Annotated in this window: 23 protein-coding genes and 1 pseudogene; 15 read left to right on the forward strand and 9 right to left on the reverse strand. The window is 71.7% G+C overall.

Going from position 1 to position 25,577, the window contains the following annotated elements:
* A partial coding sequence (locus ACZ60B_RS01330) for a beta-xylosidase/alpha-l-arabinosidase (RefSeq protein WP_469383209.1) occupies positions 1-2,471 on the reverse strand: 2,471 nt, incomplete at its 3' end.
* Positions 2,472-2,623: 152 nt separating this feature from the next.
* Here ACZ60B_RS01330 and ACZ60B_RS01335 point away from each other — a divergent pair.
* The 5 genes from ACZ60B_RS01335 (at position 2,624) to ACZ60B_RS01355 (ending at position 8,439) form a co-directional block, all read left to right on the forward strand.
* Positions 2,624-3,769, forward strand: coding sequence for a LacI family DNA-binding transcriptional regulator (locus tag ACZ60B_RS01335; protein WP_469383211.1), 1,146 nt, complete (start codon positions 2,624-2,626; stop codon positions 3,767-3,769).
* Positions 3,770-3,851: 82 nt separating this feature from the next.
* On the forward strand, positions 3,852-5,225 hold the full coding sequence (locus tag ACZ60B_RS01340) for a glycoside hydrolase family 10 protein (protein WP_469383213.1): 1,374 nt from the start codon (positions 3,852-3,854) through the stop codon (positions 5,223-5,225).
* Positions 5,226-5,320: 95 nt separating this feature from the next.
* Positions 5,321-6,394, forward strand: a complete 1,074-nt coding sequence (locus tag ACZ60B_RS01345) for an LCP family protein (RefSeq protein WP_469383215.1) — start codon at positions 5,321-5,323, stop codon at positions 6,392-6,394.
* A 199-nt stretch (positions 6,395-6,593) separates the two neighbouring features.
* Complete coding sequence (locus tag ACZ60B_RS01350; protein WP_469383217.1) at positions 6,594-6,950, forward strand: YciI family protein; 357 nt, start codon at positions 6,594-6,596, stop codon at positions 6,948-6,950.
* A 235-nt stretch (positions 6,951-7,185) separates the two neighbouring features.
* Positions 7,186-8,439 carry an RNA polymerase sigma factor gene (locus ACZ60B_RS01355; RefSeq protein ID WP_469383219.1) on the forward strand — a complete coding sequence of 418 codons (1,254 nt, stop codon included), beginning with the start codon at positions 7,186-7,188 and terminating at the stop codon, positions 8,437-8,439.
* A 107-nt stretch (positions 8,440-8,546) separates the two neighbouring features.
* On the opposite strand, the gene ACZ60B_RS01360 is transcribed toward ACZ60B_RS01355, so the two are convergent.
* Entirely contained in the window at positions 8,547-9,716 is a 1,170-nt protein-coding gene (locus ACZ60B_RS01360) for a THUMP-like domain-containing protein (RefSeq protein ID WP_469383221.1), read from the reverse strand.
* 90 nt (positions 9,717-9,806) lie between these two features.
* On the opposite strand from ACZ60B_RS01360, the gene ACZ60B_RS01365 reads away from it, so the two are divergent.
* The 5 genes and pseudogenes from ACZ60B_RS01365 to ACZ60B_RS01385 form a co-directional block, all read left to right on the forward strand.
* Positions 9,807-10,802: a polysaccharide deacetylase family protein gene (locus ACZ60B_RS01365; protein WP_469383223.1), complete on the forward strand. Its 996-nt coding sequence runs from the start codon at positions 9,807-9,809 to the stop codon at positions 10,800-10,802.
* Positions 10,799-11,608 (forward strand): polysaccharide deacetylase family protein, encoded by an 810-nt coding sequence (locus tag ACZ60B_RS01370; RefSeq protein ID WP_469383225.1) that lies wholly within the window; start codon positions 10,799-10,801, stop codon positions 11,606-11,608. Before ACZ60B_RS01365 ends, ACZ60B_RS01370 begins: the two co-directional genes overlap by 4 nt.
* Before the next feature lie 341 nt (positions 11,609-11,949).
* The gene (gene groES, locus ACZ60B_RS01375) at positions 11,950-12,258 is read left to right on the forward strand and encodes a co-chaperone GroES (protein ID WP_003998759.1); all 309 of its coding nucleotides are present in this window, start codon (positions 11,950-11,952) and stop codon (positions 12,256-12,258) included.
* Between the two features lie 135 nt (positions 12,259-12,393).
* A complete protein-coding gene (gene groL / locus ACZ60B_RS01380; protein ID WP_469383227.1) occupies positions 12,394-14,016 on the forward strand; it encodes a chaperonin GroEL in 1,623 nt (540 codons plus the stop codon).
* Between the two features lie 215 nt (positions 14,017-14,231).
* Positions 14,232-14,381, forward strand: a pseudogene (locus tag ACZ60B_RS01385) (type II toxin-antitoxin system Phd/YefM family antitoxin); the annotation flags it as partial.
* 106 nt (positions 14,382-14,487) lie between these two features.
* Here the strand turns inward: ACZ60B_RS01385 and ACZ60B_RS01390 are convergent.
* The 3 genes from ACZ60B_RS01390 to ACZ60B_RS01400 all read right to left on the reverse strand — a co-directional run bounded on the left by ACZ60B_RS01390 (position 14,488) and on the right by ACZ60B_RS01400 (position 16,867).
* Positions 14,488-15,195, reverse strand: a complete 708-nt coding sequence (locus ACZ60B_RS01390) for an ester cyclase (RefSeq protein WP_469383230.1) — start codon at positions 15,193-15,195, stop codon at positions 14,488-14,490.
* Between the two features lie 99 nt (positions 15,196-15,294).
* A complete protein-coding gene (locus ACZ60B_RS01395; protein WP_469383232.1) occupies positions 15,295-16,068 on the reverse strand; it encodes an SDR family NAD(P)-dependent oxidoreductase in 774 nt (257 codons plus the stop codon).
* Positions 16,069-16,198: 130 nt separating this feature from the next.
* A complete protein-coding gene (locus tag ACZ60B_RS01400) occupies positions 16,199-16,867 on the reverse strand; it encodes an MOSC domain-containing protein (protein WP_469383234.1) in 669 nt (222 codons plus the stop codon).
* Positions 16,868-16,947: 80 nt separating this feature from the next.
* Here ACZ60B_RS01400 and ACZ60B_RS01405 point away from each other — a divergent pair, with 80 nt between their 5' ends.
* Positions 16,948-17,844, forward strand: coding sequence for a LysR family transcriptional regulator (locus tag ACZ60B_RS01405; RefSeq protein ID WP_469383236.1), 897 nt, complete (start codon positions 16,948-16,950; stop codon positions 17,842-17,844).
* Positions 17,845-18,007: 163 nt separating this feature from the next.
* Here the strand turns inward: ACZ60B_RS01405 and ACZ60B_RS01410 are convergent, their stop codons facing one another.
* Entirely contained in the window at positions 18,008-18,337 is a 330-nt protein-coding gene (locus ACZ60B_RS01410; protein WP_469383238.1) for a WhiB family transcriptional regulator, read from the reverse strand.
* Between the two features lie 381 nt (positions 18,338-18,718).
* Here ACZ60B_RS01410 and ACZ60B_RS01415 point away from each other — a divergent pair, with 381 nt between their 5' ends.
* The 4 genes from ACZ60B_RS01415 to ACZ60B_RS01430 all read left to right on the forward strand — a co-directional run bounded on the left by ACZ60B_RS01415 (position 18,719) and on the right by ACZ60B_RS01430 (position 23,242).
* Positions 18,719-19,330, forward strand: a complete 612-nt coding sequence (locus tag ACZ60B_RS01415) for a response regulator transcription factor (protein WP_003948568.1) — start codon at positions 18,719-18,721, stop codon at positions 19,328-19,330.
* Between the two features lie 295 nt (positions 19,331-19,625).
* A complete protein-coding gene (locus tag ACZ60B_RS01420) occupies positions 19,626-20,213 on the forward strand; it encodes a sigma-70 family RNA polymerase sigma factor (protein WP_152887323.1) in 588 nt (195 codons plus the stop codon).
* Positions 20,214-20,426: 213 nt separating this feature from the next.
* A complete protein-coding gene (gene guaB / locus ACZ60B_RS01425; protein ID WP_469383240.1) occupies positions 20,427-21,932 on the forward strand; it encodes an IMP dehydrogenase in 1,506 nt (501 codons plus the stop codon).
* Between the two features lie 185 nt (positions 21,933-22,117).
* The gene (locus ACZ60B_RS01430; RefSeq protein WP_469383242.1) at positions 22,118-23,242 is read left to right on the forward strand and encodes a GuaB3 family IMP dehydrogenase-related protein; all 1,125 of its coding nucleotides are present in this window, start codon (positions 22,118-22,120) and stop codon (positions 23,240-23,242) included.
* A gap of 99 nt (positions 23,243-23,341) precedes the next feature.
* Here the strand turns inward: ACZ60B_RS01430 and ACZ60B_RS01435 are convergent, their stop codons facing one another.
* The 3 genes from ACZ60B_RS01435 to ACZ60B_RS01445 form a co-directional block, all read right to left on the reverse strand.
* Complete coding sequence (locus tag ACZ60B_RS01435) at positions 23,342-23,611, reverse strand: hypothetical protein (RefSeq protein ID WP_469383244.1); 270 nt, start codon at positions 23,609-23,611, stop codon at positions 23,342-23,344.
* Positions 23,608-24,183, reverse strand: coding sequence for a hypothetical protein (locus ACZ60B_RS01440; protein WP_469383246.1), 576 nt, complete (start codon positions 24,181-24,183; stop codon positions 23,608-23,610). The genes ACZ60B_RS01435 and ACZ60B_RS01440 overlap by 4 nt, the downstream gene beginning before the upstream one ends.
* Before the next feature lie 149 nt (positions 24,184-24,332).
* The gene (locus tag ACZ60B_RS01445) at positions 24,333-25,541 is read right to left on the reverse strand and encodes a nucleotide sugar dehydrogenase (protein ID WP_469383248.1); all 1,209 of its coding nucleotides are present in this window, start codon (positions 25,539-25,541) and stop codon (positions 24,333-24,335) included.
* Between the last annotated feature and the right edge of the window lie 36 nt (positions 25,542-25,577).

Consider the following 25,577-nt stretch of genomic DNA (forward strand, 5'->3'; position numbering starts at 1 on the left):
ACGCGGCCTCCCGCACGCGCCTTCCGGCCACGCGGCCTCCCGCACGCGCCTTCCGGCCACGCGGCCTCCCGCACGCGCCTTCCGGCCACGCGGCCTCCCGCACGCGCCTTCCGGCCACGCGGCCTCCCGCACGCGCCTTCGCTCACCTCGCACCGCAGTCGGCGGTCCGGGCCCAGGACCCGTACCGGGCCCGTGAGGGTCAGCCTGGCCGTGTGCCGGATCTCCGCGCTGGAGACCCCCAGCCGCAGTTCCAGTGCGCCCGGTTCGACGACCCGGCGGCCCGCGCGGTCGGTGAAGGCGGACAGGTCCGGGTGGAAGTGGAAGGTCACGCGCCGCGCCTCGCCGGGCGCCAGTTCCAGCCGTCGGTAGCCGATCAGCCGGACGTCGGGTCGGGTCACCGACGCCACCGGGTCGTGCAGGTACAGCTGCACCACCTCGGCGCCCGCCCGGCCGCCCGTGTTGCGGACGGTCACCGACACGTCGTACGTGCCGTCGGCGCCACCCGCGTCGCTCGAACCGTCCGTGCCGGTCCGGGCCTGCGGACCGTCGAAGTCCTCCCACGAGAACTCCGTGTACGAACGTCCGTGGCCGAAGGCGTACAGCGGGGTCGGGTCGAGGTTGCTGACCTCGCCCGCCAGGCCCAGCGGCGGCTGGAGGTACGTCCACGGCTGGCCGCCCGGCAGCCGCGGCACGCTCACCGGCAGCCGCCCGGAGGGGTTGACGCGGCCCGACAGCACCCCCGTCACCGCCGGGCCGCCCTCCTCCCCGGGGAAGAACGCCTGGACCACCGCACCCAGCCTGCCCTGCCAGCGGCCGAGCGCGTACGGGCGGCCGGTCAGCAGGACCAGGACCACCGGGACGCCGGTCGCCACCAGCCGGTCCAGCAGCTCGCCCTGGCGGCCCGGCAGGTCCAGGTCCGCCACATCGCAGCCCTCCCCGGACGTGCCGCGGCCGAACAGACCGGCCCGGTCGCCCAGGACCGCCACGCACACGTCCGCCTCCGAGGCCCGCGCCACCGCCTCCTCGAAGCCCGAGTCGTCCGGGTCCGAGACCCCGCAGCCCTCGGCGAAGGTGACCTTCGCGTCGGGGAGCTCGGCGCGCAGCGCCTGGAGCACCGTGGGGACGTCGATGCCCATCGGCACCTGCGGGTGGTGCGTCAGCACGTGCGAGGGGAACGAGTAGCAGCCCAGCATCGCGAGCGGGTCCGCCGCCCGGGGGCCGACGACCGCCACGCGCGCGTCGGGGGCCAGCGGCAGGACGCCGTCGGGGTTGTCCAGCAGGACCACCGACTCCTCGGCGAGGCGCCGGGCCAGCGCGCGGTTCGCCGCCGAGTCCAGGTCGACGGAGGCCGTCGGCTCCGGGGACCAGTCCTCGTCCAGCAGACCCAGTTCGCACTTCTGGAGCAGGACGCGGCGGGCCGCCCGGTCCACCAGGTCGGCCGGGACCGTCCCCTCCCGCACGGCCGCGACCAGGTCCCGTCCGTAGCACTTCAGCGTCGGCAGCTCCACGTCGATGCCGGCCGTGAGCGCCAGCCCGGCCGCCTCGGCGGGCGAACCGGCGACCCGGTGCAGGGCCTGGAGGAAGCCGATGCCGAAGTAGTCGGCGACCACCGTGCCCGTGAAGCCCCACTCCTCGCGCAGCAGATCGGTCAGCAGCCAGGGGTCGGCCGAGGCCGGCACGCCGTCCGTCTCGTTGTACGCCGCCATCACGCTGCGCGCCCCGCCCTCGCGCAGCGCCATCTCGAAGGGCGGCAGCGTGACGTCGGCGAGTTCGCGCAGGCCCGCGCGGACCGGCGCGAGGTTGCGGGCGCCCACCGAGGACGCGTACCCGGCGAAGTGCTTGAGCGTGGCGACGATCCCGGCCGACTCCAGGCCGCGCACATAGGCGCTGCCGACCGTGCCGACCAGGTACGGGTCCTCGCCGATGGTCTCCTCGACCCGCCCCCAGCGGGGGTCGCGGACCACGTCCAGGACCGGGGCCAGGCCCTGGTGCACGCCCACCGAGCGCAGGTCGCGGCCGATGCGCCGGGCCATCTCCTCGACCAGCGGCGGGTCGAAGCTGGCTCCCCAGGCCAGCGGTACGGGGTACGCGGTGGCGCGCCAGGCCGTGAAGCCGGCCAGGCACTCCTCGTGGGTGACGGCCGGGATGCCGAAGCGGCCGGCCGCGGCGATGCGGCGCTGGGCCACGGCCAGGGCCCGGGCGCCGAGGTCCGGGTCGACGGGGGCGGTGCCGAAGGGACGGGTGAGCTGGCCCAGGCCGAGGGTGATCAGCTCGGCGTAGTCGGCGGCGGAGTGGCCGTCGGTCATGTCGTGCTGGTGCGGGGCGACCCCGTCGCCGGCGGTGTCGGTGTCAGCTCCCACCCACACTCCGTAGAGCTGGGCGGTCTTCTCCTCCAGGGTCATCCGGGCCAGGAGGTCGTCGACGCGGGCGGCGGCGGACCGAGCGGGGTCACGCCAGGCGGCGGTGGTCATGAAGCTCCACTCGGTAGGAGGTGTTCGGGGTGCTGATGACGCCAGTGCCGAGGGTGCAACTCGAATGTTTCGATATGCAATTCGAATGTTCCGGGAACCTATGGTGCGACAGGGGGTTCGTCAAGAGGTCGTGCAGGGATACGATCGCCGCCATGACAGCCCCGGAGCCTGCCGAAGCCCAGATGACAGGGCGGTCCAGCCGGACCGCGACGCTTGCCGAGATCGCCCGCGAGGCCGGCGTGTCGGCGCCGACTGTTTCGAAGGTCCTCAACGGCCGTGCCGATGTCGCCCCCGCCACCCGCAACCGGGTGGAAGAGCTGCTGCGCGTCCACGGCTACCGGCGCCGCCGGGCCGAGGCCAGCCGCTCGCCGCTGATCGACCTGGTCTTCCACGAGCTGGAGAGCGCCTGGGCGATGGAGGTCATCCGAGGCGTGGAGAACGTGGCCCGGGACGCCGGGCTGAGCGTCGTGCTGAGCGAGAGCGCGGGCCGGCTCACCCCCGGGCGGACCTGGGCCGACCAGGTCGCCGCCCGTCGCCCCTACGGCGTCGTCCTCGTCCTGTCCGGGCTCGACGAGTCCCAGCGCGCCCTGCTGACCAGCAGGTCCATCCCGTTCGTGGTGATGGACCCGGCCGGCGACCCGGGCGCCGACGTGCCGTCCATCGGCGCCACCAACTGGCAGGGCGGCCTCGCCGCCACCCGGCACCTGATCGACCTCGGGCACACCCGCATCGGCGCGATCAGCGGACCGGCCACCATGATGTGCAGCCGCGCCCGGGTGGACGGCTACCGGGCCGCCCTGGAGACGGCCGGCCTGCCCGTCGACGCCGGGCTGATCAGGGCGGGCGACTTCCACCACGACGCCGGTTACCGGCTCGGCCGCGAACTGCTGAGCCGGCCGGACCGGCCCACCGCCGTCTTCGCCGGCAACGACCTCCAGGCGCTCGGGCTCTACGAGGCCGCCCGCGAGCTGGGGCTGCGCATCCCGGACGACCTCAGCGTGGTCGGGTTCGACGATCTGCCGGTGGCGCGCTGGGTGGGGCCGCCGCTGACGACCGTACGGCAGCCGCTGACCGAGATGGCGGAGGCGGCCGCCCGGCTGGTGCTGGAGCTGGCGCGCGGCGAGGGGGCGCCGACCGCGACCCGGGTGGAGCTGGCCACCAGCCTGGTGGTGCGGTCCAGCACCGCGGCCCCTGCGGCACCCACGGCCTCCGTGGCACCCGCGGCCCCTGCGGCCTCCGTGGCACCCGCGGCCCCTGCGGATCCCGAGGCCCCTGCGGCTCCTGCGGCCGGAAGTTGACGTATTGACGGGTGGGGTCGGTGCCTCCACACTCCACCGAAGTCAATCGGCTGGACGACCGAAACTTTCGGAGGCACCCGCAATGAGAACCTCCAGATCGTCATCGTTACGCACCCGGCTCGCCGCCCTGCTCACCGGCGTCACCGCCGTCGGCGCCCTGCTCGCCGCCGGCATGACGTCCGCCCAGGCCGCCGACACGCCCCTGCGCGACCTCGCGGCCGCCAAGGGCAAGGTCGTCGGCACGGCGGTCACCGGCTCCAAGCTCACCGGCAGCTACGGCGACATCGCCGGGGCCCAGTTCGGTTCGCTCACCCCGGGCAACGCCATGAAGTGGGGGTCGGTCGAGCCGACCCAGGGCACCTTCAACTGGGCGGAGGCCGACCAGATCGTCGCCTTCGCGCAGGCGCACAACCAGCAGGTGCGCGGCCACACCCTGGTCTGGCACAGCCAGAACCCGAGCTGGCTGACCAACGGCACCTGGACGTCCGCCCAGCTCGGCACCCTGCTCCAGAACCACATCGGCACCGAGGTCGGCCGCTACCAGGGCAGGATCACCGCCTGGGACGTGGTCAACGAGCCCTTCAACGAGGACGGCACCTACCGTTCGACCCTCTGGTACAACGGCCTCGGCGCCGACTACATCGCCAGCGCCCTGACCTGGGCACGGGCCGCCGACCCGGCCGCCAGGCTGTACATCAACGACTACAACGTCGAGGGCGTCAACGCCAAGAGCACCGCCCTGTACAACCTGGTCAAGTCCCTGAAGGAGCGCGGCGTCCCGATCGACGGCGTCGGCCTCCAGGCCCATCTGATCCTCGGCCAGGTGCCGTCCACGCTCCAGCAGAACATCCAGCGCTTCGCCGACCTCGGCGTCGACGTGGCGATCACCGAGCTGGACATCCGGATGGCGCTGCCGGCCGACAGCGCGAAACTGGCCCAGCAGGCGGCCGACTACAAGGCGGTCACCGCCGCCTGCGTGGCCGTGACGCGCTGCGTCAACCTGACCGTCTGGGGCTTCACCGACTCCGACTCCTGGGTCGACAACACCTTCCCGGGGTACGGGGCGGCGACGCTGTACGACGCGAACTACGCCCCGAAACCCGCGTACTACGGCGTCGCCGAGGCGCTCGGCGGGACGACGACCACGCCGCCGCCCTCCACCGGCGCCTGCACGGCGACGTACAGCGTGGTCAACCAGTGGAACACCGGCTTCACCGGCCAGGTGAGGATCGCCTGCTCCGGGGCCTCGCTCTCCTCCTGGAAGGCGGTCTGGACGTACGGCGCGGGCCAGCAGATCGCCCAGGCCTGGAACGCGACCTGCACCCAGTCGGGCGCGGCCGTCTCGTGCGCGAACTCCTCCTACAACGGGTCGGTCCCGGACGGCGGTTCGGTGACGTTCGGGTTCAACGCGTCCTGGAGCGGGAGCAATCCGCTGCCCACGGTGACCCTGGGCTGAGATCGCACCGAGCCCGTCCTGAGAAAAGTGAGATTTTCTGAAGAAAAGTGTCCCAGGTAAGCCCGTTGTCATAATTGGGACTTAAGTTCCTCTGCGTGACCGGACACGACGAGAAACAGGACTGGGACACGGGCAGACGCGGAGGCCGGCGGTCGATCGTCCTCAGGGCCGCCGGCCTCACCCTCGCGGGCGCCCTGGTGCTCGGCGCAGCGGCGACGGGCTGGGTCTACTGGCACCTGAACAACAACATCAAGAGCGTCGACATCAACAGCGCGCTCGGCGACGACCGCCCGGCCAGGGCGGTGGCCACGCCCACGTCCGGCGGGTCGGCGTCCCCCTCGCCCGCCGCCTCCGCGCCGGCGACCGGGGCGCTGAACATCCTCGTGCTGGGCTCGGACTCGCGCAGCGGCGCCGAGAACCGGGAACTCGGCGGCGGCAGCAGTTCCGGCGCCCGCTCCGACACGGCGATGGTCGTGCACCTCGACGCGGGGCGCACCACGGCCACCGTGGTCAGCATCCCGCGCGACACCCTCGTCACCCGTCCGTCCTGCCCGCTGTCGTCGGGGCGCTCGACCGCGGTGGCCTACGGCGCGATGTTCAACAGCGCGTACGCGGTGGGCGGTCCGGTCTGCGCGGTGAAGACCGTCGAGTCGATCACCGGCGTACGGATGGACCACTACATCGAGATCGACTTCTCCGGCTTCGCGAAACTGGTGAACGCGCTCGGCGGAGTCACCGTCACCACCGACGAGGACATCGACGACGACGACAGCCATCTGCACCTCGCGGCGGGCACCCACCACCTGGACGGCAAGCGGGCCCTCGCCCTGGCCCGCACCCGGCACGGCATAGGCGACGGCAGCGACCTCGGCCGCATCGGCCTCCAGCAGAAGCTGGTGAAGGCGCTGCTGGAGCAGATCGCCTCGATCGACCTGCTGACCGACCCCACCGAGCTCTACGGGGTCGCCGACGCCGTCACCGGCAGCCTGACCACCGACACCGGACTCGACTCGCTGGGCGAACTCACCGGCCTGGGCGAGAGCCTGAGGGGCCTGGCGGCCGACCGGGTCGAGACGGTGATGATGCCGGTGGTGACCGCCCCGTCGGACCCCAACCGGGTGGTGGCCCGGGAACCGGCGGCGAGCGAACTGTGGGAGTCCCTGCGCTAGGTCCTGTCGTTCTGCCGTTCTGTCGTTCGAGCTGTGCCGCTGACCTGCGGATACGTACCCCGGAGAAGATTCTTCGAAGAATTCCGGCGACCGTGTCGATCCGGCCGCCCCCTGTTCGACGCACAGGTGAGAGGCGGGGAAGGACCCCGCCCGGGAGACTCGGCACCGTACGGGTCGCCCACCGCCGTGAGGAGTCACCATGCCCCGCTTCCTTTCGCTCGTGCAGATCGACGAAGCCACCGCACCCGCCGAGGGACCCAGCCCCGAGCTGATGCGGCGGATGGGCGAACTGATCGAGGAGATCACCAAGGCCGGTGTCATGCTCCAGACGGAGGGCCTGACGCCCAGCGCGCAGGGCAAGCGCGTCCACTACGCGGGCGGGCAACTGTCCGTGACCGACGGCCCCTTCACCGAGGCCAAGGAGGTCGTCGGCGGCTACGCCATCATGCAGTGCAAGGACATGGCCGAGGCCGTGGAGTGGACCAAGCGCTTCCTGAAGGTGCACGAGGAGTTCTGGACGGTGACCTGCGAGGTGCGCCAGATCGCCGAGGGCTGAGCGGTCACGCCCTAGGTGTATTGACCCGCAGGGTTGTTGACGCGGCTGATCGGGGGCGTCTGGCACGCGCGCTCGCCGCGTTGTCGGGATCACCCCGATACATCCGGTATCGGGGTGACCCTCCGCCTTGCGATCGCACGCACCAGACGCCGCCGGGCCCGCCCTTCGGGCGGACGACGCCACTTTCGAAACACGCCCTGGGCGGTGTCAGTGCGGAGGTGTTCGATGGGGGGTTGTGAGCCCGCAACCCCCCGCCGACCCGCGCGGCGCCATCGAGACCGTCTTCCGCCTGGAGTTCCCTCGCGTCGTCGCCGCCGTCACGCGGATCGTGCGTGACATCGGCATCGCGGAGGAACTCGCCCAGGACGCCCTGGTCGCGGCCCTGGAGCAGTGGCCGCGGGACGGGGTGCCCGACAACCCGGGCGCCTGGCTCGTCACCACCGCCCGCCGCCGCGCCGTCGACCTGGTACGCCGCCGGGAGAACTACGCCCGCAAGCTCGCGGAGATCGGCCGCGACCTGGAGACCACGGTGCCGGCGCAGGAGCCCGCCGACCCCGACGACATCGACGACGACCTGCTCCGGCTGGTCTTCACCGCCTGCCATCCGGTGCTGTCCGCCGAGGCCCGCACCGCCCTCACCCTGCGCCTGCTCGGCGGGCTTGGCACGTCCGAGATCGCCCGCGCCTTCCTCACCCCGGAGCCGACGGTCGCCCAGCGCATCGTCCGCGCGAAACGGACCCTCGCCGCCAGGAACGTCGCCTTCGAGGTGCCCTCGGGCCCCGACCGCGAGGCCCGCCTCGGTTCGGTCCTCGACGTCATCTACCTGATCTTCAACGAGGGGTACGCGGCCACCGCCGGGGACGACTGGCTGCGCCCGGCGCTGTGCGAGGACGCCCTGCGCCTCGCCCGGCAGCTCGCGGCGCTGATGCCCAAGGAGCCGGAGGCGCACGGCCTCGCGTCCCTGCTGGAGTTCCAGGCCTCCCGCACCGCCTCCCGCACCGGCCCCGACGGCGAGCCGATCCTGCTCAAGGACCAGAACCGCCGCCGCTGGAACCGCATGCTCCTCGCCCGCGGTGTCGACGCCCTCGCCCGTGCCGACGCCGTCACCACCGGCATCCCCGGCCCGTACGTCCTCCAGGCCACGATCGCCGCCTGCCACGCCCACGCCCACACCTACGAGGACACCGACTGGCAGGCCATCGCGACCCTCTACGGCCTGCTCGCCGTCCGCGCCCCCTCCCCGGTCGTCGAACTCAACCGCGCGGTGGCCGTGTCGATGGCGGACGGCCCGGCCCCGGCCCTGGAGATCGTCGACGCCCTGGCCGCCGAACCCGCCCTGCGGGACTACCACCTGCTGCCGAGCGTCCGGGGGGACCTGCTGGCACGGCTGGGCCGCACGGCGGAGGCGCGCGCGGAGTTCGCCAGGGCGGCCGCCCTGGCCCGCAACCAACGCGAACGGGAACTGCTGCTACGCCGGACGGAGTCCTGAGCCGAGTCCTGAGCCGAGTCCTGAACCGAGTCCTGAAGGGCCGCGGGGAACCGCGCGACCGGCCCGCGGGCGGCGCGGGCGGCGCCCCGGGTTCCGGCGGCGGGCGCTCAGGCCTCCCCGGCCGGACGGCCGATCAGCATCGTCGGCGCCCCCGCCACCCGGGTGAGGAACACCGTCGCCGCGTTCGGCCCCTGCGGCTTGACCTTGCGCCTCAGCTCCTCCGGCTCCACCGCCGACCCGCGCTTCTTGACGGTCAGCACCCCGACCTCCCGCTCCCGCAGCAGCGCCTTCAGCCGCTTGACGCTGAAGTGGAGCTGGTCGGTGATCTCGTACGCCGAGGCGTAGACGGTCGGGCGCAGTTCGTCCGACGTCACGTACGCGATCGTCTCGTCGACGAGGCCGCCGCCGACCTCCTCGGCCACCTCGGCCACCAGATGGGCACGGATGACGGCGCCGTCGGGCTCGTACAAGTAGCGTCCGACGGAACGGACCTCGGGGTCGGGCAGGCCGCGTGAGAGCAGGGTGCGCGGGCCGGGCAGCAGGGTGGAGCGCACCGCGCCCGGGCTCGTCCCGAACCACAGCACCGCCTCCTTCACGTCCCCGCCGTCCGAGATCCACTCGGCCTCCGCCTCGGCGGGCACCGCCTCGTGCGGAATGCCGGGCGCGACCTTCAGCGCGGCGCGCGGCGCCGCCAGGGCCGTCCGCACCGCCCAGGACAGCGGCGGCGAGTACGCCTCCGGATCGAAGATGCGGCCGCGTCCGCCCCGGCGCGCCGGGTCCACGAAGACGGCGTCGTACGACGACACGTCCACCTCCGTGACGTCCGCCTCGCGCACCTCGATCAGATCGGCGAGCCCCAGCGCGTCGGCGTTCGCGCGCGCCACGGCCGCCGTCGTCGGGTCGCGGTCCACGGCCAGGACCCGGATGCCGGCGCGGGCGAGCGCGATCGCGTCGCCGCCGATGCCGCAGCACAGGTCCGCGACCGAGGTCACGCCGAGTTCCTCGAACCGCCGCGCGCGGTAGCCGGCCACCGTCGCCCGGGTGGACTGCTCCACCCCGTTGGGCGTGAAGAACATCCGCCGCGCATCCTCGGCCGGGAACTTCGCCGCCGCCCGCTGCCGCAGCCGTGCCTGGCCGAGCGCCGCCGACACCAGGTCGGCGGGGTGCTCGCGGCGGAGCCGGGTGGCGACGGCGAGTTCGTCGGCCGGGGCGGTGTCGCGGACCTCGTGGAGGAGGGCGCGGCCTTCGGGCGTGAGGAGGGCGTGCAGGTCGTTCACCGGCTCATTGTGGGCCAGTCGGTGGACGGCGCGCCTCCGGTGGCGGTGTCGGGGCCGGTCGGCTGCCGTGGGCTGGGAGGATCCAGCAACATGCGAGTAGTCGTACAAGCTGAAAAAAATGGTTTTGTTCGGACTTCGAAAAGCTCCCGGATCTCTCGGATCTCCCGCGCCTGCCGGATCTCCCGCGCCTGCCGGGCCTCCCGGATCCGCGGCGGTGTCGCCGCGCTCGCCGTCGCCGCCGTCGCCTCGGGCTGTGTCCAGGGCGGCGAGTCCGCCCAGGTGCGCCCGGCCCCCGGACAGCCGCTGCTTCAGGCACCCCCGGCCCGCGCCCTCGACGCCTACGCGGGCCGGCTGCGCGCCGAGTACGCGGCGCGGGTGGCCGCGGCCCGGCGCTGGGGCCTGGCCCGGGTCCCGCTGACGGCCCCGGCGCCACCCGCGAGGAAGCCGCGGATCACCGCACGCGCCGGTTTCGAGGTCGACGGCCAGGAGGAGCGGAACCTGCCCCCGGTCTTCACCACGATCCCCACCAAGAAGAAGATCCTCTTCCTCACCATCGACGACGGCGCCGAGAAGGACCCGGCGTTCCTGCGCATGATGAGCGAGCTGAAGATCCCGTACACCGCCTTCCTCAGCGACTACCTGATCAAGGACGACTACGGCTACTTCGGGAAGATGCAGCGCAACGGGGTGGTCCTGAACAACCACACCCTGCACCACCCCTACCTCCCCGGACTGTCGTACGAGCGGCAGAAGCAGGAGATCTGCGGCATGCAGGACGTGATCGAGCGTCAGTACGGCAGGCGCCCGACCGTCTTCCGCCCGCCCTACGGCAACTACAACCGGGACACCCTGGTCGCCGCGAAGGCCTGCGGCATCAAGTACGCCCCGATCTGGGACGAGGAGGTCTTCGTCGACCACTGGGAGTACCGCGAGTGGGACCAGGACCTGCACCCCGGCGACATCGTCCTGAGCCACTTCCGGGGCCGCTCCGACTGGCAGGGCACCATGCCCGACATGGTCCGCCGGTTCCTGAAGAAGGTGACCGACGAGGGGTACGCGGTGGCCCGCCTGGAGGACTACCTGTGAGGCTGCGGGCACTGACCGCGGGAGTGCTGGCGTCGGCGGTGCTGCTGCTCACCGGCTGCGCCCAGTCCGTCGACCCGATCGAACGGCTGGGCAAGAAGGCGGCCCAGCGGGTACGGCCGCACGGCCCGGCCGTCCCACAGACGTACCGTCATTGGGGGCTCTCGGCCCCGCTGGCCCCGGCCCCCCGGCGGGCGGCCCGGCCGCTCACCGCCACCGCATCGGGCCTGCCCGAGGTGGTCCACCGGGTCAGGACCCACGACCGGGTCGTCTTCCTCACCTACGACGACGGCGCCGAACGCGACCCGCGCTTCGTCGACATGGTCCGTGAACTGCGGCTCCCGGTCAGCATGTTCCTCACCGACAGCGTCGCCGGACCGGGGTACGGACACTTCGCCCGGCTGCGCTCGGTCGGCGCGAGCCTCCAGAACCACACCCTCGACCACCCCTCCCTGCGCGGACTGCCCTACGTCGGCCAGCGCGCGGAGATCTGCGGGCAGCAGGAGAAGCTCAGGACCCGCTTCGGCCTGCGTCCGCGACTGTTCAGGCCGCCCTACGGGTCGTACGACCACGCCACCCTGCGGGCCGCCGCCGGGTGCGGTATCTCGACGGTGGTGTTGTGGCGGGTGTCGATGGGCGCGGTCGGCCTGAGGTACGCCCGGGGTCCGCACCGACTGCTCCCCGGCGACATCGTGGCCATCAGCCCGGACGAGACCCAGGCCCCGAGCCTCAGAAGGCGCACCACCCATCTGCTGCGCCGGATCCAGGAACAGGGACTGACGGTGGCTCGGCTGGAGGACTACCTGTAGCCCGGCCACCGGCCCGTCGGCTCTGCCGGCGCGCGCGAACCGTGTTCCGCGCGGCGAACGGCACCCCCATCGGGCCCTGCGCCGCCGCCCATCGAGCCCCGCGCCGCCGCCCGCCGAGCCCCGGACAGCCGTCGGCCGGACGCGAAAAACCGCGCCGCGCCGTCCGCAATTGGCACTCCGCTTGACCGAGTGCTAATCGCGGTCATAGTCTCGGCTCTGGCACTCCCCACTGGAGAGTGCCAACACGCGACGGGCAGGTCCGGCACCCGCGACGACGGATCCACCTGGTCGCCACCTCAGACAGTTAACCCCGTGAGATCTCCGAAGGGGGAGGTCGGATCGTGACGACCACCAGCTCCAAGGTTGCCATCAAGCCGCTCGAGGACCGCATTGTGGTCCAGCCGCTGGACGCCGAGCAGACCACGGCCTCTGGCCTGGTCATCCCGGACACTGCCAAGGAGAAGCCCCAGGAGGGCGTCGTCCTGGCCGTGGGCCCGGGCCGCTTCGAGAACGGCGAGCGCCTGCCGCTCGACGTCAAGACCGGCGACATCGTGCTGTACAGCAAGTACGGCGGCACCGAGGTGAAGTACAACGGCGAGGAGTACCTCGTCCTCTCGGCTCGCGACGTCCTCGCGATCATCGAGAAGTAGTCACCTCGCTTCCTCGCGAAGCACTTTGTTCTTGAACTGCGCCCCTGGCCCCCGCGACCATTAATCAGCCGGGCGTCGGGGGCGCAGTCGTTCATCCTGATTCACCTCGAGATTTCCGAGAGGGCAAACGCTCCCATGGCGAAGATCCTGAAGTTCGACGAGGACGCCCGTCGCGCCCTCGAGCGCGGCGTCAACAAGCTTGCCGACACGGTCAAGGTGACGATCGGCCCCAAGGGCCGCAACGTCGTCATCGACAAGAAGTTCGGCGCCCCGACCATCACCAACGACGGCGTGACCATCGCCCGCGAGGTGGAGATCGAGGACCCGTACGAGAACCTCGGCGCCCAGCTGGTGAAGGAGGTCGCCACCAAGACGAACGACGTCGCGGGTGACGGCACCACCACCGCCACGGTGCTCGCCCAGGCGCTCGTGCGCGAGGGCCTCAAGAACGTCGCCGCCGGCGCCTCCCCGGCCGCCCTGAAGAAGGGCATCGACGCCGCGGTCAAGGCCGTCTCCGAGGACCTGCTCGCCTCGGCCCGCCCGATCGACGAGAAGTCCGACATCGCCGCCGTGGCCGCGCTGTCCGCCCAGGACCAGCAGGTCGGCGAGCTCATCGCCGAGGCGATGGACAAGGTCGGCAAGGACGGTGTCATCACCGTCGAGGAGTCCAACACCTTCGGTCTGGAGCTGGACTTCACCGAGGGCATGGCCTTCGACAAGGGCTACCTGTCGCCGTACTTCGTGACGGACCAGGAGCGCATGGAGGCCGTCCTGGAGGACCCGTACATCCTCATCAACCAGGGCAAGATCTCCTCCATCCAGGACCTGCTGCCGCTGCTGGAGAAGGTCATCCAGACCAACTCCTCGAAGCCGCTGCTGATCATCGCCGAGGACGTCGAGGGCGAGGCCCTGTCGACCCTGGTCGTCAACAAGATCCGCGGCACGTTCAACGCCGTCGCCATCAAGGCGCCCGGCTTCGGTGACCGCCGCAAGGCGATGCTGGAGGACATGGCGATCCTCACCGGCGCCACGGTCATCTCCGAGGAGGTCGGCCTCAAGCTCGACCAGGCCGGCATCGACGTGCTGGGCTCGGCCCGCCGCGTCACCGTCACCAAGGACGACACCACGATCGTCGACGGTGCCGGCAAGACCGAGGACGTCCACGGCCGGGTCAACCAGATCAAGGCCGAGATCGAGAACACCGACTCCGACTGGGACCGCGAGAAGCTCCAGGAGCGCCTCGCGAAGCTGGCCGGCGGCGTGTGCGTGATCAAGGTCGGCGCCGCCACCGAGGTGGAGCTGAAGGAGAAGAAGCACCGTCTGGAGGACGCCATCTCCGCGACCCGCGCCGCGGTCGAGGAGGGCATCGTCTCCGGTGGTGGCTCCGCGCTGGTCCACGCCGCCAAGGTCCTGGAGGGCAACCTCGACAAGACCGGCGACGAGGCCACCGGTGTCGCCGTGGTCCGCCGCGCGGTCGTCGAGCCCCTGCGCTGGATCGCCGAGAACGCCGGCCTGGAGGGCTACGTCATCACCTCCAAGGTCGCCGACCTCGACAAGGGCCAGGGCTTCAACGCCGCCACCGGTGAGTACGGCGACCTGGTCAAGGCCGGCGTCATCGACCCGGTGAAGGTCACCCGCTCCGCCCTGGAGAACGCCGCCTCCATCGCCTCCCTCCTGCTGACGACCGAGACCCTGGTCGTCGAGAAGAAGGAAGAGGAGCCGGCCGAGGCGGGCCACGGCCACGGCCACTCCCACTGACCCACCCCGGTGACCCGGACGGGCCCTGACTCACCGTCGGCGTCCACCCGACAGGACTGACGCCGACGGCTTCAAGCCCGACCACTTCGCCCCGCCGCGACATCTCGCGGCGGGGCGAAGTGCTGCCCGGCGAGCTCGCGCCCTCACTGGTACCGGATTGCGGTACCGGTTGGGTGGTACCGCAATCCGGTACCACTTCTTGAGAGGGCGAGTCCATGGCCGTCACCGCCGGCGAGGCCCGAGCCGGACTGTTCCCGCTCATTCAGCAGGTCGACGACGACCACGAGCCGGTCGAGATCACCTCCAGGGGCGGCGACGCCGTACTGATGTCGGCCGACGACTTCCGCTCTTGGCAGGAGACGGTAAGGCCCGGTACCACCACTGAGTGGCGCAGCACGGCGGAAGCCCCCGTTCCCCGGCATCCGGGGAACGGGGGCTTCGCCCCTCGCGGGTCCGTGGGGAGCCGGTGGCTCAGTCCTCCAGTGCGTCCAGTGCTCCCAGTTGTGCCATCAGGCCGAGTCGGTCGTACTGCCACCAGCCCTCGACGAGCTTGCCGTCCTCGCCGCAGCGGAAGACGGTCGTGCCCGTCATCGACACCCGGCGGCCGGTGGCCGGGATTCCCGGGAAGTCGCCGCGGTGCGTGCCCTGCCAGGTCCAGCGGGTGCACACCCGGTCGCCCTGGGCGATCTGCTCGTCCACGGTGAACGCGAAGTCGAAGGCGCCCCGCCACACCTCGAACTCGCGCCGCATGTTGTCCAGCCCGAGGGTGTCCTGCTCGTTGGCGGGGTCGTGGTCGTGGTAGTGCTCCGCCATCACGTCGTTCAACGGGGGCAGTTCACCCTCGGTGGCGATGAGCTCGAGGAGTCTGCGCGCGTTGGCCGCGTACAACTGCTCGTCGCGCACCACCTCCAGATCGGTGAAGGTCGGCATCCCGTCGCAGAGGGCGGCCATCTCCTGGAAGATCCGGTCGGTCTCGGGGAGATGCGAGTTGCGCATCGCGTCCTCGTACGAGGGGAACTCCACGATCTGTACGAAGTGCGCGTCGTCCGACCGGTCCTTGCCGATCAGATCGTGCGTCGCGCTCCGTCTGCCCTTGGTCTCCTCGACCCAGGTGTCCAGCAGCCGGTTCATCTCGTCGAACCGGCTCGTCCTGCACTCGATGAGCTGTACGAACGTCATGACGCCGCCTCCGGCCCCCCTGGGTCCGGTTCCCTCCGGTCATTCTCCCACCGGAGCGGCGGCGTCACCTGTCCGGCGGCGACGCGATCGCGCCGGCGCTCACTGGGGCCCGTACTTGCGCCCCGTCCGCGAGGTGACACCGCCCAGCAGCCCCCGTGGGGTCACCTTCACCAGGCCCATCAGCACCTTGTAGCGCGGGTCGGGAACGGACAGGGTCTTCCCGCGCGCCAGATCGTCGAGCGCCGCCGCGACCAGTTTGTCGGCGTCCAGCCACATCCAGCCCGGGATGTTGTCCGTGCCCATCCCGGCCCGCTGGTGGAACTCGGTCCGCACGAATCCCGGGCACAGCGCCATCAGCCGTACGCCGCTGCCCGCCAGGTCCCGCGCGGCTCCCTGCGTGAACTGAACGACCCACGCCTTGGACGCCCCGTACGTGCCCCGGGGCACGAAGGCCGCCACCGAGGCGACGTTGACGACTCCGCCGCGACCGCGCTCGCGCATCCCGCCGGTCGCCGCGGCCGTCAGCCGCAGCACCGCCTCGCAGTGCACCTTGAGCATCTTCAGCTCGTCGGCCATCGTCACGTCGAGGAAACGGCCCTTGTTGCCGAAGCCCGCGTTGTTGACCAGCAGGTCGACGGGGTTCCTGCGGTCGGCGAGCCGGTCCGCCACCAGGTCGATGCCGTCGTCCGACGCGAGGTCCGCCGTCAGCACCTCCGCCTCGATGCCGTGCCGGTCGTGCAGTTCGGTCGCCTGCTCCCGAAGCCGCTTGGTGTCGCGTGCCACCAGCACGAGGTTGTGCCCGTCCGCGGCCAGCCGCCGCGCGAACGCGGCACCGATGCCCGCCGTCGATCCCGTAATCAGAGCCGTTGTCATGGCCCAAGGGTAGTTACCCGGACGGTATCGGTCCGCTCGGTGCGGCAGGGCGTCCGGACGGCCCCGGTCCGTCCGGCGCACGAGACTCCCCGGGGCGCACGAGGCTTCCCGGGGGGCGCGTGACGACGGTTCAGGGCCGGTGCCGGTCCACGTACTTCCGGGCCGCCGCCAACGACTCCGGGTGCAGCGCCCCACCGGCCAGGAGCAGTCGCGGCAGCAGCTCCCGCTCGGTCGTCGACGCCCGGAACTGGAGGGCCACGGTCACGTCGTGGTCCGGCCGGTGCACGATCTCGACCGGATCGCCCGCCCTGATCTCACCGGGTTCGATCACCCGGAGATAGGCGCCCGGGGCACCCTTTTGCGTGAACCGCTTCACCCACGCCGCCTCGCCCAGGTGGCCCTGGAAGGTGCGGCACGGGATCCGCCCGGAGGTCACCTCCAGCACCACCGCGCGCCCGACGCGCCAGCGCTCGCCGATCCGCGCGCCGGACACGTCGACCCCGAGGGTCGTGAGGTTCTCGCCGAACACGCCGTTGGCGAGCGTGCGGCCCAGTTCGCGTTCCCAGTCGTCGAGGTCCTCGCGCGCGACCGCGTACACGGCCTGGTCGTCGCCGCCGTGGTGCCGTCTGTCGCACACCGCGTCCCCGGCCAGCCCGCTCCCGCCGGTCCCCTTCGGCCCGGGCGCCGCCACCCGCACCGGCCCGTCGGCCGACCGCTTGTCGATGCCGGTCAGGCTCTCCGCCTGATCCGTGTAGGGGACGGTCCGCGGACGGCCCAGGTTCACCGAGAGAAGCTCCATGGACGCACGGTAAGGGGCCCGGCCCCAAAGCGTCGACGCATTATCGGGCGCCGCATCCAAGAAGCGCTTATGCTCGAAGGGTGATCGAGGCCCGCCATCTCCGTGTTCTGCGCGCCGTCGCCGCCACCGGCTCCTTCTCGGCGGCGGGGCGCGAGCTGGGCTGCACCCAGCCCGCCGTCAGTCAGCAGATGAAGGCCCTGGAGGCGTCGGTCGGCACCCCGCTGCTCATCCGCAGCGGACGCGAGATGCGCCTGACCCAGGCCGGCGAGGCCCTCGTCCGGCACGCGGCCGGCATCCTGGCCGGACTCACCGCCGCCGAGGAGGAGGTCGCCGCCATCGCCGGTCTGCGCGCGGGCCGGGTCCGGCTGGTCTCCTTCCCCAGCGGCAGCTCCACCCTCGTGCCCGCCGCCCTCGCCGCCCTGCGCGCCGCGCATCCCGGCACCCGCGTCTCCCTGGAGGAGGCCGAGCCGCCCGAGTCGGTGGAGAAGCTCCGCGACGGCGACTGCGACGTGGCGCTCGCCTTCCGCTACGAGAGCGCGGCGGGCGCGGAGGAGTGGGACGACCTCGTCGTACGCCCCCTGCTGACCGACCGCCTGGTGGGCCTGGTGCCCGAGAACCACCGGCTCGCCCGCGCGCAGTCCGTGGACATCGGCGACCTCGCCCGGGAACCGTGGATCGCGGGCTGCCCGCGCTGTCGCGGACAACTGGTGGAGGCGTGCGAGAGCGCGGGCTTCACCCCGCGCATCGACTTCGCCACCGACGACTACCCCGCGGTGGTCGGCCTGGTGGGTGCCGGACTCGGCGTCGCCGTGCTGCCGCAGCTCGCGGTCGAGTCCGTACGTCCCAGGGGGGTACGCACAGTGACGGTGGAGCCGGCGGTGCGGCGGAGCATCGTCGCGCTCACGCTGCCCGATCTGGCTCAGGTGCCGGCGGTGGCGGCGACGCTGGCGGAACTGGAACGCGCGGCCGTCCGCTGAGGCGCCGCGGACGTCGGGCGTCCCGGGCGCCGGGGTGCCGCACGACGAGAGCGCCGGGGCGCGTCCGAAGCGTCCGAGGCGTCGTCCATGGGGGCCATCGCGTTCCGCCATGGCCTCGTGATGTCTGTGCGTGATGTCCAGGCGTATATGAAAAAACGTTCCTTCAGGTGTTCGAGCCAGCGTCCATGCCGTTGGCCGACGCCGATACGAGCCGGTTGCGCGCCCGGCCCATGAGTTCTTCGCGCTCGTCCTCGGTCAATCCGCCCCACACGCCGTACGGCTCGCGCACCGCCAGTGCGTGTGCCGCGCACTGCGCGCGGACCGGACACCTCATGCAGACCTCCTTGGCCGAGTTCTCACGAGCGCTCCGGGCCGCCCCGCGCTCGCCCTCCGGGTGGAAGAACAGCGAGCTGTCCACCCCGCGGCAGGCGGCGAGGAGCTGCCAGTCCCACAGGTCCGCGTTCGGTCCGGGAAGGCGGGAGAAATCTGCCATTACGTGACCCCTTGCAGCCGTTCTGAGCGGATACGGTGCTCACGACCGTACATCTACGATCTAAGGAGATGAAAATATGACTCATTGCGAATCTAGCCTCGGACACCAACAGATGGGAAGAAATGGGTCTAAATGGGGCATGGCTTGTGATGAAAGGCGGTAGGACAGCCGCGCGCGACTGCCCCGTGTCCGTCCCCTCACGTAGAGTGCCGAAGATGGCACAGAGCCCCGTAACTCTTTCGAGTGACCGTCGTTGAGAGTGCGGATGCGGTTGAGAACGCAAACGCTCGGGCAGGCGTCCGAGACGGTCGACCGCACAGGTGAAGATTTCGTACCAGCCTGGAGGCACAAGGTGACGCGCATCAGCTGCGGAGGGCGGCCATGACATCCGTCCTCGTCTGCGACGACTCCCCGCTTGCCCGAGAGGCGCTCCGCCGCGCGGTCGCGACCGTGCCCGGCGTCGAGCGCGTGACGACGGCGGCCAACGGCGAGGAAGTCCTCCGCCGCTGGGGGGCCGACCGCTCGGACCTGATTCTGATGGACGTACGCATGCCCGGCCTGGGCGGCGTCGAGACCGTACGGCGGCTGCTGTCCGCCGACCCCGGTGCGCGCATCATCATGCTCACCGTCGCCGAGGACCTCGACGGAGTCGCCCTCGCGGTGGCCGCCGGCGCCCGCGGCTATCTGCACAAGGACGCCTCGCGCGCCGAACTGCGCGCCACCGTCACGCAGGCCCTCGCCGACCCGACCTGGCGCCTCGCCCCGCGCCGCCTGCGCTCGGCCGAGATGGGTGCCGCGCCCACCCTCACCGCGCGTGAGATCCAGGTCCTGGAGGGCATGAGCCACGGCCGCTCCAACGCCGAGATCGGCCGGGAGCTGTTCCTCTCCGAGGACACCGTCAAGACGCACGCCCGACGCCTCTTCAAGAAGCTCGGCGCCTCGGACCGTGCGCACGCGGTGGCGCTCGGGTTCCGCTGGGGCCTGGTGCGCTAGGCGTGCCGGATGGACCGGGCGCGTCGTCGCGGGGGCAGCAGAACCCGTAGGAAGTCCCAGGTGGTCCCCGCCTACCTCAAGGTGGGCGGGGATGGCAACCGGGCTCGCCCGCTGCCCGCTGCCTGTTTCGCCGCGGATGCCGCATCCTTGAGGTGTGGAGTTCCTCGGGGACGAGTCGGTCGAGCGGAAGAGGAGGGCGCAGGAGATGAGTTCCGGCGCACCTGCTCATAACGCTTCGGTGCACAACGATGGGCGCGGTGCCACGGACCAATCGGCCGCAGGGCACCATGGTCCGATGCGTGAGGACGACGTGGCCACTGCCCCGGGGGCGATCGGTGCACTGGTCCACCGTGCCGTCGACGGGGACGATCAAGCCACGCACGACCTGCTCGCCCACGTCCACCCCCTGGCGATCCGGTACTGCCGCACCCGGCTGTCCCGGCTGCCGGGTGACGCGCGCCACTTCGTGGAGGACCTGGCGCAGGAGGTCTGCGTCGCGGTCCTCCTCGCCCTGCCCCGCTACCGGGACACCGGCCGCCCCTTCGAGGCGTTCGTCTTCGCCATCGCCGCGCACAAGGTGGCCGATCTTCAGCGTGCCGCGATGCGCCACCCCGGCTCGACGGCCGTCCCGTCCGACGAGATGCCGGAACGCCCCGACGACTCGCTGGGACCGGAGGAGCGGGCGCTGCTCAGCAGCGACGCGGAGTGGGCGAAGAAACTGCTGGCCAACCTTCCCGAGAACCAGCGTGAGCTGCTGTTGCTGCGGATCGCGGTGGGGCTGACGGCGGAGGAAACCGGCCAGATGTTGGGAATGTCACCCGGCGCGGTCCGGGTGGCTCAGCACCGGGCGCTCAGCCGACTGCGGGCGCTCGCCGAGCAGTGAGCGGGTCATGTCACCGGGCCGAACCGCCGGTCGGTGGCAGGGGATCGGTCCGGCCGTTCGGGCCGTCGGTCGCGCGCCGGACCTGAACGGGCGATCCCTCGTTCCCGTACGAACATACGAAGCCGAGAGCCGCCCCGAACCGTGGAATGAGCGACCCCTGCTTCCCGTTAGCATGGACATCCGCACCGATCAAGGCTATTTGGGGATGGTGTCATGACTGCGAACGTCGACGGAGTGCCCGGAAAATTCGCGACACTCGGGCTGACCTACGACGACGTGCTGCTGCTGCCGGGCGCATCGGAAGTGCTCCCCAACGCGGTCGACACCTCGTCCCGCATCTCGCGCAACGTGCGCGTCAACATTCCGCTGCTCTCGGCCGCCATGGACAAGGTGACCGAGTCCCGCATGGCGATCGCGATGGCCCGCCTCGGCGGTGTCGGCGTGCTGCACCGCAACCTCTCGGTCGAGGACCAGGTGAACCAGGTCGACCTGGTCAAGCGGTCCGAGTCCGGCATGGTCACCGACCCCATCACGGTCCACCCGGAGGCGACGCTCGCCGACGCGGACGCGCTCTGCGCGAAGTTCCGCATCAGCGGTGTGCCCGTGACCGACCCGGCCGGCAAGCTCCTCGGCATCGTCACCAACCGCGACATGGCCTTCGAGTCCGACCGCGGCCGCCAGGTGCGCGAGGTCATGACGCCGATGCCGCTGGTCACCGGCAAGGTCGGCACCACCGGTGTCGAGGCCATGGAACTGCTGCGCAAGCACAAGATCGAGAAGCTTCCGCTGGTCGACGACGAGGGCGTCCTCAAGGGCCTCATCACGGTCAAGGACTTCGTCAAGGCCGAGAAGTACCCCAACGCCGCCAAGGACGCCGAGGGCCGCCTGCTCGTCGGTGCCGCCGTCGGCGCCAGCCCCGAGGCGCTGGAGCGCGCCCAGGCCCTCGCCGAGGCCGGTGTGGACTTCCTGGTCGTCGACACCTCGCACGGCCACAACAGCAACGCCCTCAGCTGGATGTCGAAGATCAAGTCGAGCGTGTCGGTCGACGTGATCGGCGGCAACGTCGCCACCCGCGACGGCGCGCAGGCGCTGATCGACGCCGGTGTCGACGGCATCAAGGTGGGCGTGGGCCCCGGCTCCATCTGTACCACCCGCGTGGTGGCCGGCATCGGCGTCCCGCAGGTCACCGCCATCTACGAGGCGTCCCTCGCCGCCCGCGCGGCCGGCGTCCCGCTGATCGGCGACGGCGGCCTGCAGTACTCCGGCGACATCGGCAAGGCGCTCGCCGCCGGCGCCGACACGGTGATGCTGGGCAGCCTGCTGGCCGGCTGCGAGGAGTCGCCGGGCGAGCTGCTGTTCATCAACGGCAAGCAGTTCAAGTCGTACCGTGGCATGGGCTCGCTCGGTGCCATGCAGTCCCGCGGCCAGGGCCGTTCCTACTCCAAGGACCGCTACTTCCAGGCCGAGGTCTCCTCCGACGACAAGCTCGTGCCCGAGGGCGTCGAGGGCCAGGTGCCCTACCGCGGCCCGCTCGCGAACGTGCTGCACCAGCTCGTCGGCGGCCTGCGCCAGACCATGGGCTACGTGGGCGCCGCCACCATCGAGGAGATGGAGTCCAAGGGCCGCTTCGTGCGGATCACCTCCGCGGGCCTCAAGGAGAGCCACCCGCACGACATCCAGATGACCGTCGAGGCACCCAACTACAGCCGCAGCAAGTGACCCGCACGCGCGCGTGACGCCGTACCGGCACGCGCGCGCGTGACGTCGTACGAGAGCACGCCGGGTCGGGTACGACGGCACGTCCGAGGCGTGGACGAGGGCGGCTCCGGAGCTCCGGGGCCGCCCTCGGCGTGCCGGTCGGCGATACTGGTAGACGCTGAAACGCAGAGGGAAAGGCCACAGACGTGACTGAGATCGAGATCGGGCGCGGCAAGCGCGGCCGCCGGGCGTACGCCTTCGACGACATCGCCGTCGTCCCCAGCCGCCGTACGCGGGACCCGAAGGAGGTCTCGATCGCCTGGCAGATCGACGCCTACCGCTTCGAGCTGCCCTTCCTGGCCGCCCCCATGGACTCGGTCGTCTCCCCGGCCACCGCGATCCGTATCGGTGAGCTGGGCGGCCTGGGCGTGCTGAACCTCGAGGGCCTGTGGACGCGGTACGAGGACCCGCAGCCGCTGCTCGACGAGATCGTCGGGCTGGACGACGAGGCCGCCACCCGGCGCCTCCAGGAGATCTACGCGGCTCCCATCAAGGAGGAGCTGATCGGGCAGCGCATCAAGGAGGTGCGCGACTCCGGCGTGGTCACGGCGGCGGCGCTCTCCCCGCAGCGCACGGCCCAGTTCTCCAAGGCGGTCGTCGACGCGGGCGTGGACATCTTCGTCATCCGCGGTACGACCGTGTCGGCGGAGCACGTCTCCGGCTCGCACGAGCCGCTGAACCTGAAGCAGTTCATCTACGAGCTCGACGTCCCGGTGATCGTCGGCGGCTGCGCCACGTACACCGCGGCCCTGCACCTGATGCGCACCGGCGCGGCCGGTGTGCTGGTCGGCTTCGGCGGCGGTGCCGCGCACACCACGCGCAACGTGCTGGGCATCCAGGTCCCGATGGCCACGGCCGTCGCCGACGTGGCGGCCGCCCGCCGCGACTACATGGACGAGTCCGGCGGCCGGTACGTGCACGTGATCGCGGACGGCGGGGTCGGCTGGTCCGGCGACCTGCCCAAGGCGATCGCCTGCGGCGCCGACTCGGTGATGATGGGCTCCCCGCTCGCCCGTGCCACGGACGCGCCCGGCAAGGGCCACCACTGGGGCATGGAGGCCGTCAACGAGGAGCTGCCGCGCGGCAAGAAGGTCGACCTCGGCACGGTCGGCACGCTGGAGGAGGTCCTCACCGGCCCCTCGCACACCCCGGACGGCTCGATGAACCTCTTCGGCGCCCTGCGCCGGGCCATGGCCACCACCGGCTACAGCGAGCTCAAGGAGTTCCAGCGCGTCGAGGTGACGGTGGCGGACTCGCAGCACAAGCGGTAGTCCTCACGGTCGCCGCGCCCGTACGCCCGTACGCCCGTACGGAGAAGGGCCCGACCCACCGAGTGGTGGGTCGGGCCCTTCTCCGTACGGCGGTCGTCGTCAGCCGGCCGTCAGCAGCTCGGCGACGCCCCCGAGGAGCAGGGCGACGCCGACCAGGCAGACGGACGCGTAGAGGACCCGGAAGCCGAAGACGCTGATCCACTTGTCCGGTGGCGTGAAGTCGCCCCTCGCCGCGGCACGCAGCTCGTGGTCGCGCTGCTGGGAGGCCACCATCGCGGTGGCGGCGCCTCGCACGTCGAAGGCGATCCGGCCCCCGGCCACCGTGGCCGGGAGGCCGAGCAGGAACAGGAACAGCCAGACAGGAATCACCGGACCCCGTTCCTCCGGGTGCTCTGGAACGCCACGTACGCGGCGATCGCGAAGAAGACGAAGGTCAGTGGGTCGGCCGTCTCCTGCCAGGCTTCCTGGACCACGTCGAAGTGGTCGAAGAACACCTCGTTGAAGCCGACACCGAGCTCCTTCGCGCCGAGCATGGCCGTACCGATGAGCTGGCCGAGGTAGACGGCGGCCACCGAGACGATCACACCGGCGACCGGCAGCGTCTGGCTGCGACCGCCGGCGCGGCCCGCGGCGATGCCGACCAGGAAGCCGACACCGACGGCGGCGTAGCCGATCTCGTGCTCGGTGAGGCCGACGACGACGCCGTACAGGATGGCGGAGACCAGACCGGCGCCGACGGCGGCGGCGAGACCGAGCACGAAGTTGTCGTGCGCCGGTGCGGCGGGGGCGGCGGGCGCGACCGGGAAGCCCGGCTGCGGTGTGCCCTGCGGGTCACCGGTCTGTGCGAACCCCCGGGCCTGGTCGGGCCGGTCCGCCCGGTCGGACTGCTCCGCGTACGGGTTGTCGGCCGGTGGGACGGGCGGAGGCGTGGTCTGGCTCATGTGGATCCCCCCAGGGATGCGGGCGCGCCCATGGTGTGCGCGGGACGTCGGCACACACCTGAGGGCGCCCGCGTCGCGGGCGCACTGGTGTGCGAGAGCTAGCGCACGTTAGCAGGAGGGAGTGACAACTAGTCAGGGAATTTCCCCGGTCACAACCGGTGCGCCGATCCCGTCGGAGTGGCGCCCCGGGTGTCGAGCAGGAGCTGGGCCTTGACCGACAGGCCCTGCATGTCGTACGTGCGGTGCTGCTGGAGGAGGATCGTGAGGTCGGCGTGGGCCGCCGCCTCGTAGAGGGAGTCCGCGCGGGGCACCGGGCGGTCCAGGACGCTCCAGGACGGAACGTGCGGGTCGTGGTAGCTGACCGCGGCGCCGAGCTCCATGAGCCGGATCGCGATCTCGTGCGCGGGGGTGGCCTGCTGGTCGGCGAGGTCGGCCTTGTAGGTGACGCCGAGCAGCAGTACGCGCGCGCCCCGCGCCGACTTCCCGTGCTCGTTGAGGAGGGCCGCGGCGCGCTGCACGACGTACCGGGGCATCCGGCTGTTGACCTGCTGGGCCAGCTCGACCATCCGCAGGGTGCGGCCCGCCTGGCCGGCCAGGTCCTGCGGGACGGCGTGGCCGCCGACGCCGGGGCCGGGACGGAAGGCCTGGAAACCGAACGGCTTGGTCTCCGCGCAGCGGATGACGTCCCACAGGTCGACGCCCAGGTCGTGGCAGAGGACGGCCATCTCGTTGACGAGGGCGATGTTGACGTGCCGGTAGTTGGTCTCCAGCAGGTGCACGGTCTCGGCCTCGCGGGGGCCGCGCGCGCGTACCACCTTGTCGGTGAGCCGGCCGTAGAAGGCGGCGGCGGACTCGGTGCACGCGGGCGTGAGGCCGCCGATGACCTTGGGGGTGTTCGCCGGGGTGAAGTCGCGGTTGCCGGGGTCCACCCGGCCCGGCGCGTAGGCGAGGTGGAAGTCGCGGCCGGCCCGCAGTCCCGAGACCTCCTCCAGCAGCGGCCGCAGGAATTCCTCGGTCGTCCCGGGGTACACGGGGGACTCCAGGATCACGGTGGTGTGCGGCCGCAGCCGCTCGGCCAGGGTGCGGGCGGCCGCCTCCACCTGGCTCAGGTCGAATCCGCCGTCGGCGCCGCGCGGGGTCGGCGCGCAGATGACGGCGGTGCGGACCCGGCCGAGCTCGGCCGGCCCGGCGGCGGTCCGGAAGCCCCCCGAGAGCATCCGGCGCAGTTCGGCGGGGCTGAGCGAGCCGGTTTCCGGCCCGGTCCGGTACCCGAGTGTGGCGATACCGGCGGCGATGGCTGCCTGGGCCAGGGGCAGGCCGAGAGGACCGAGTCCGATGACGGCGAGATCTGCGGGCATGACGTGGGCCGTCCTTCCCAATAACCGAAGCGGGAC

It is taken from the genome of Streptomyces sp. NPDC104096 (genome assembly GCF_055584385.1).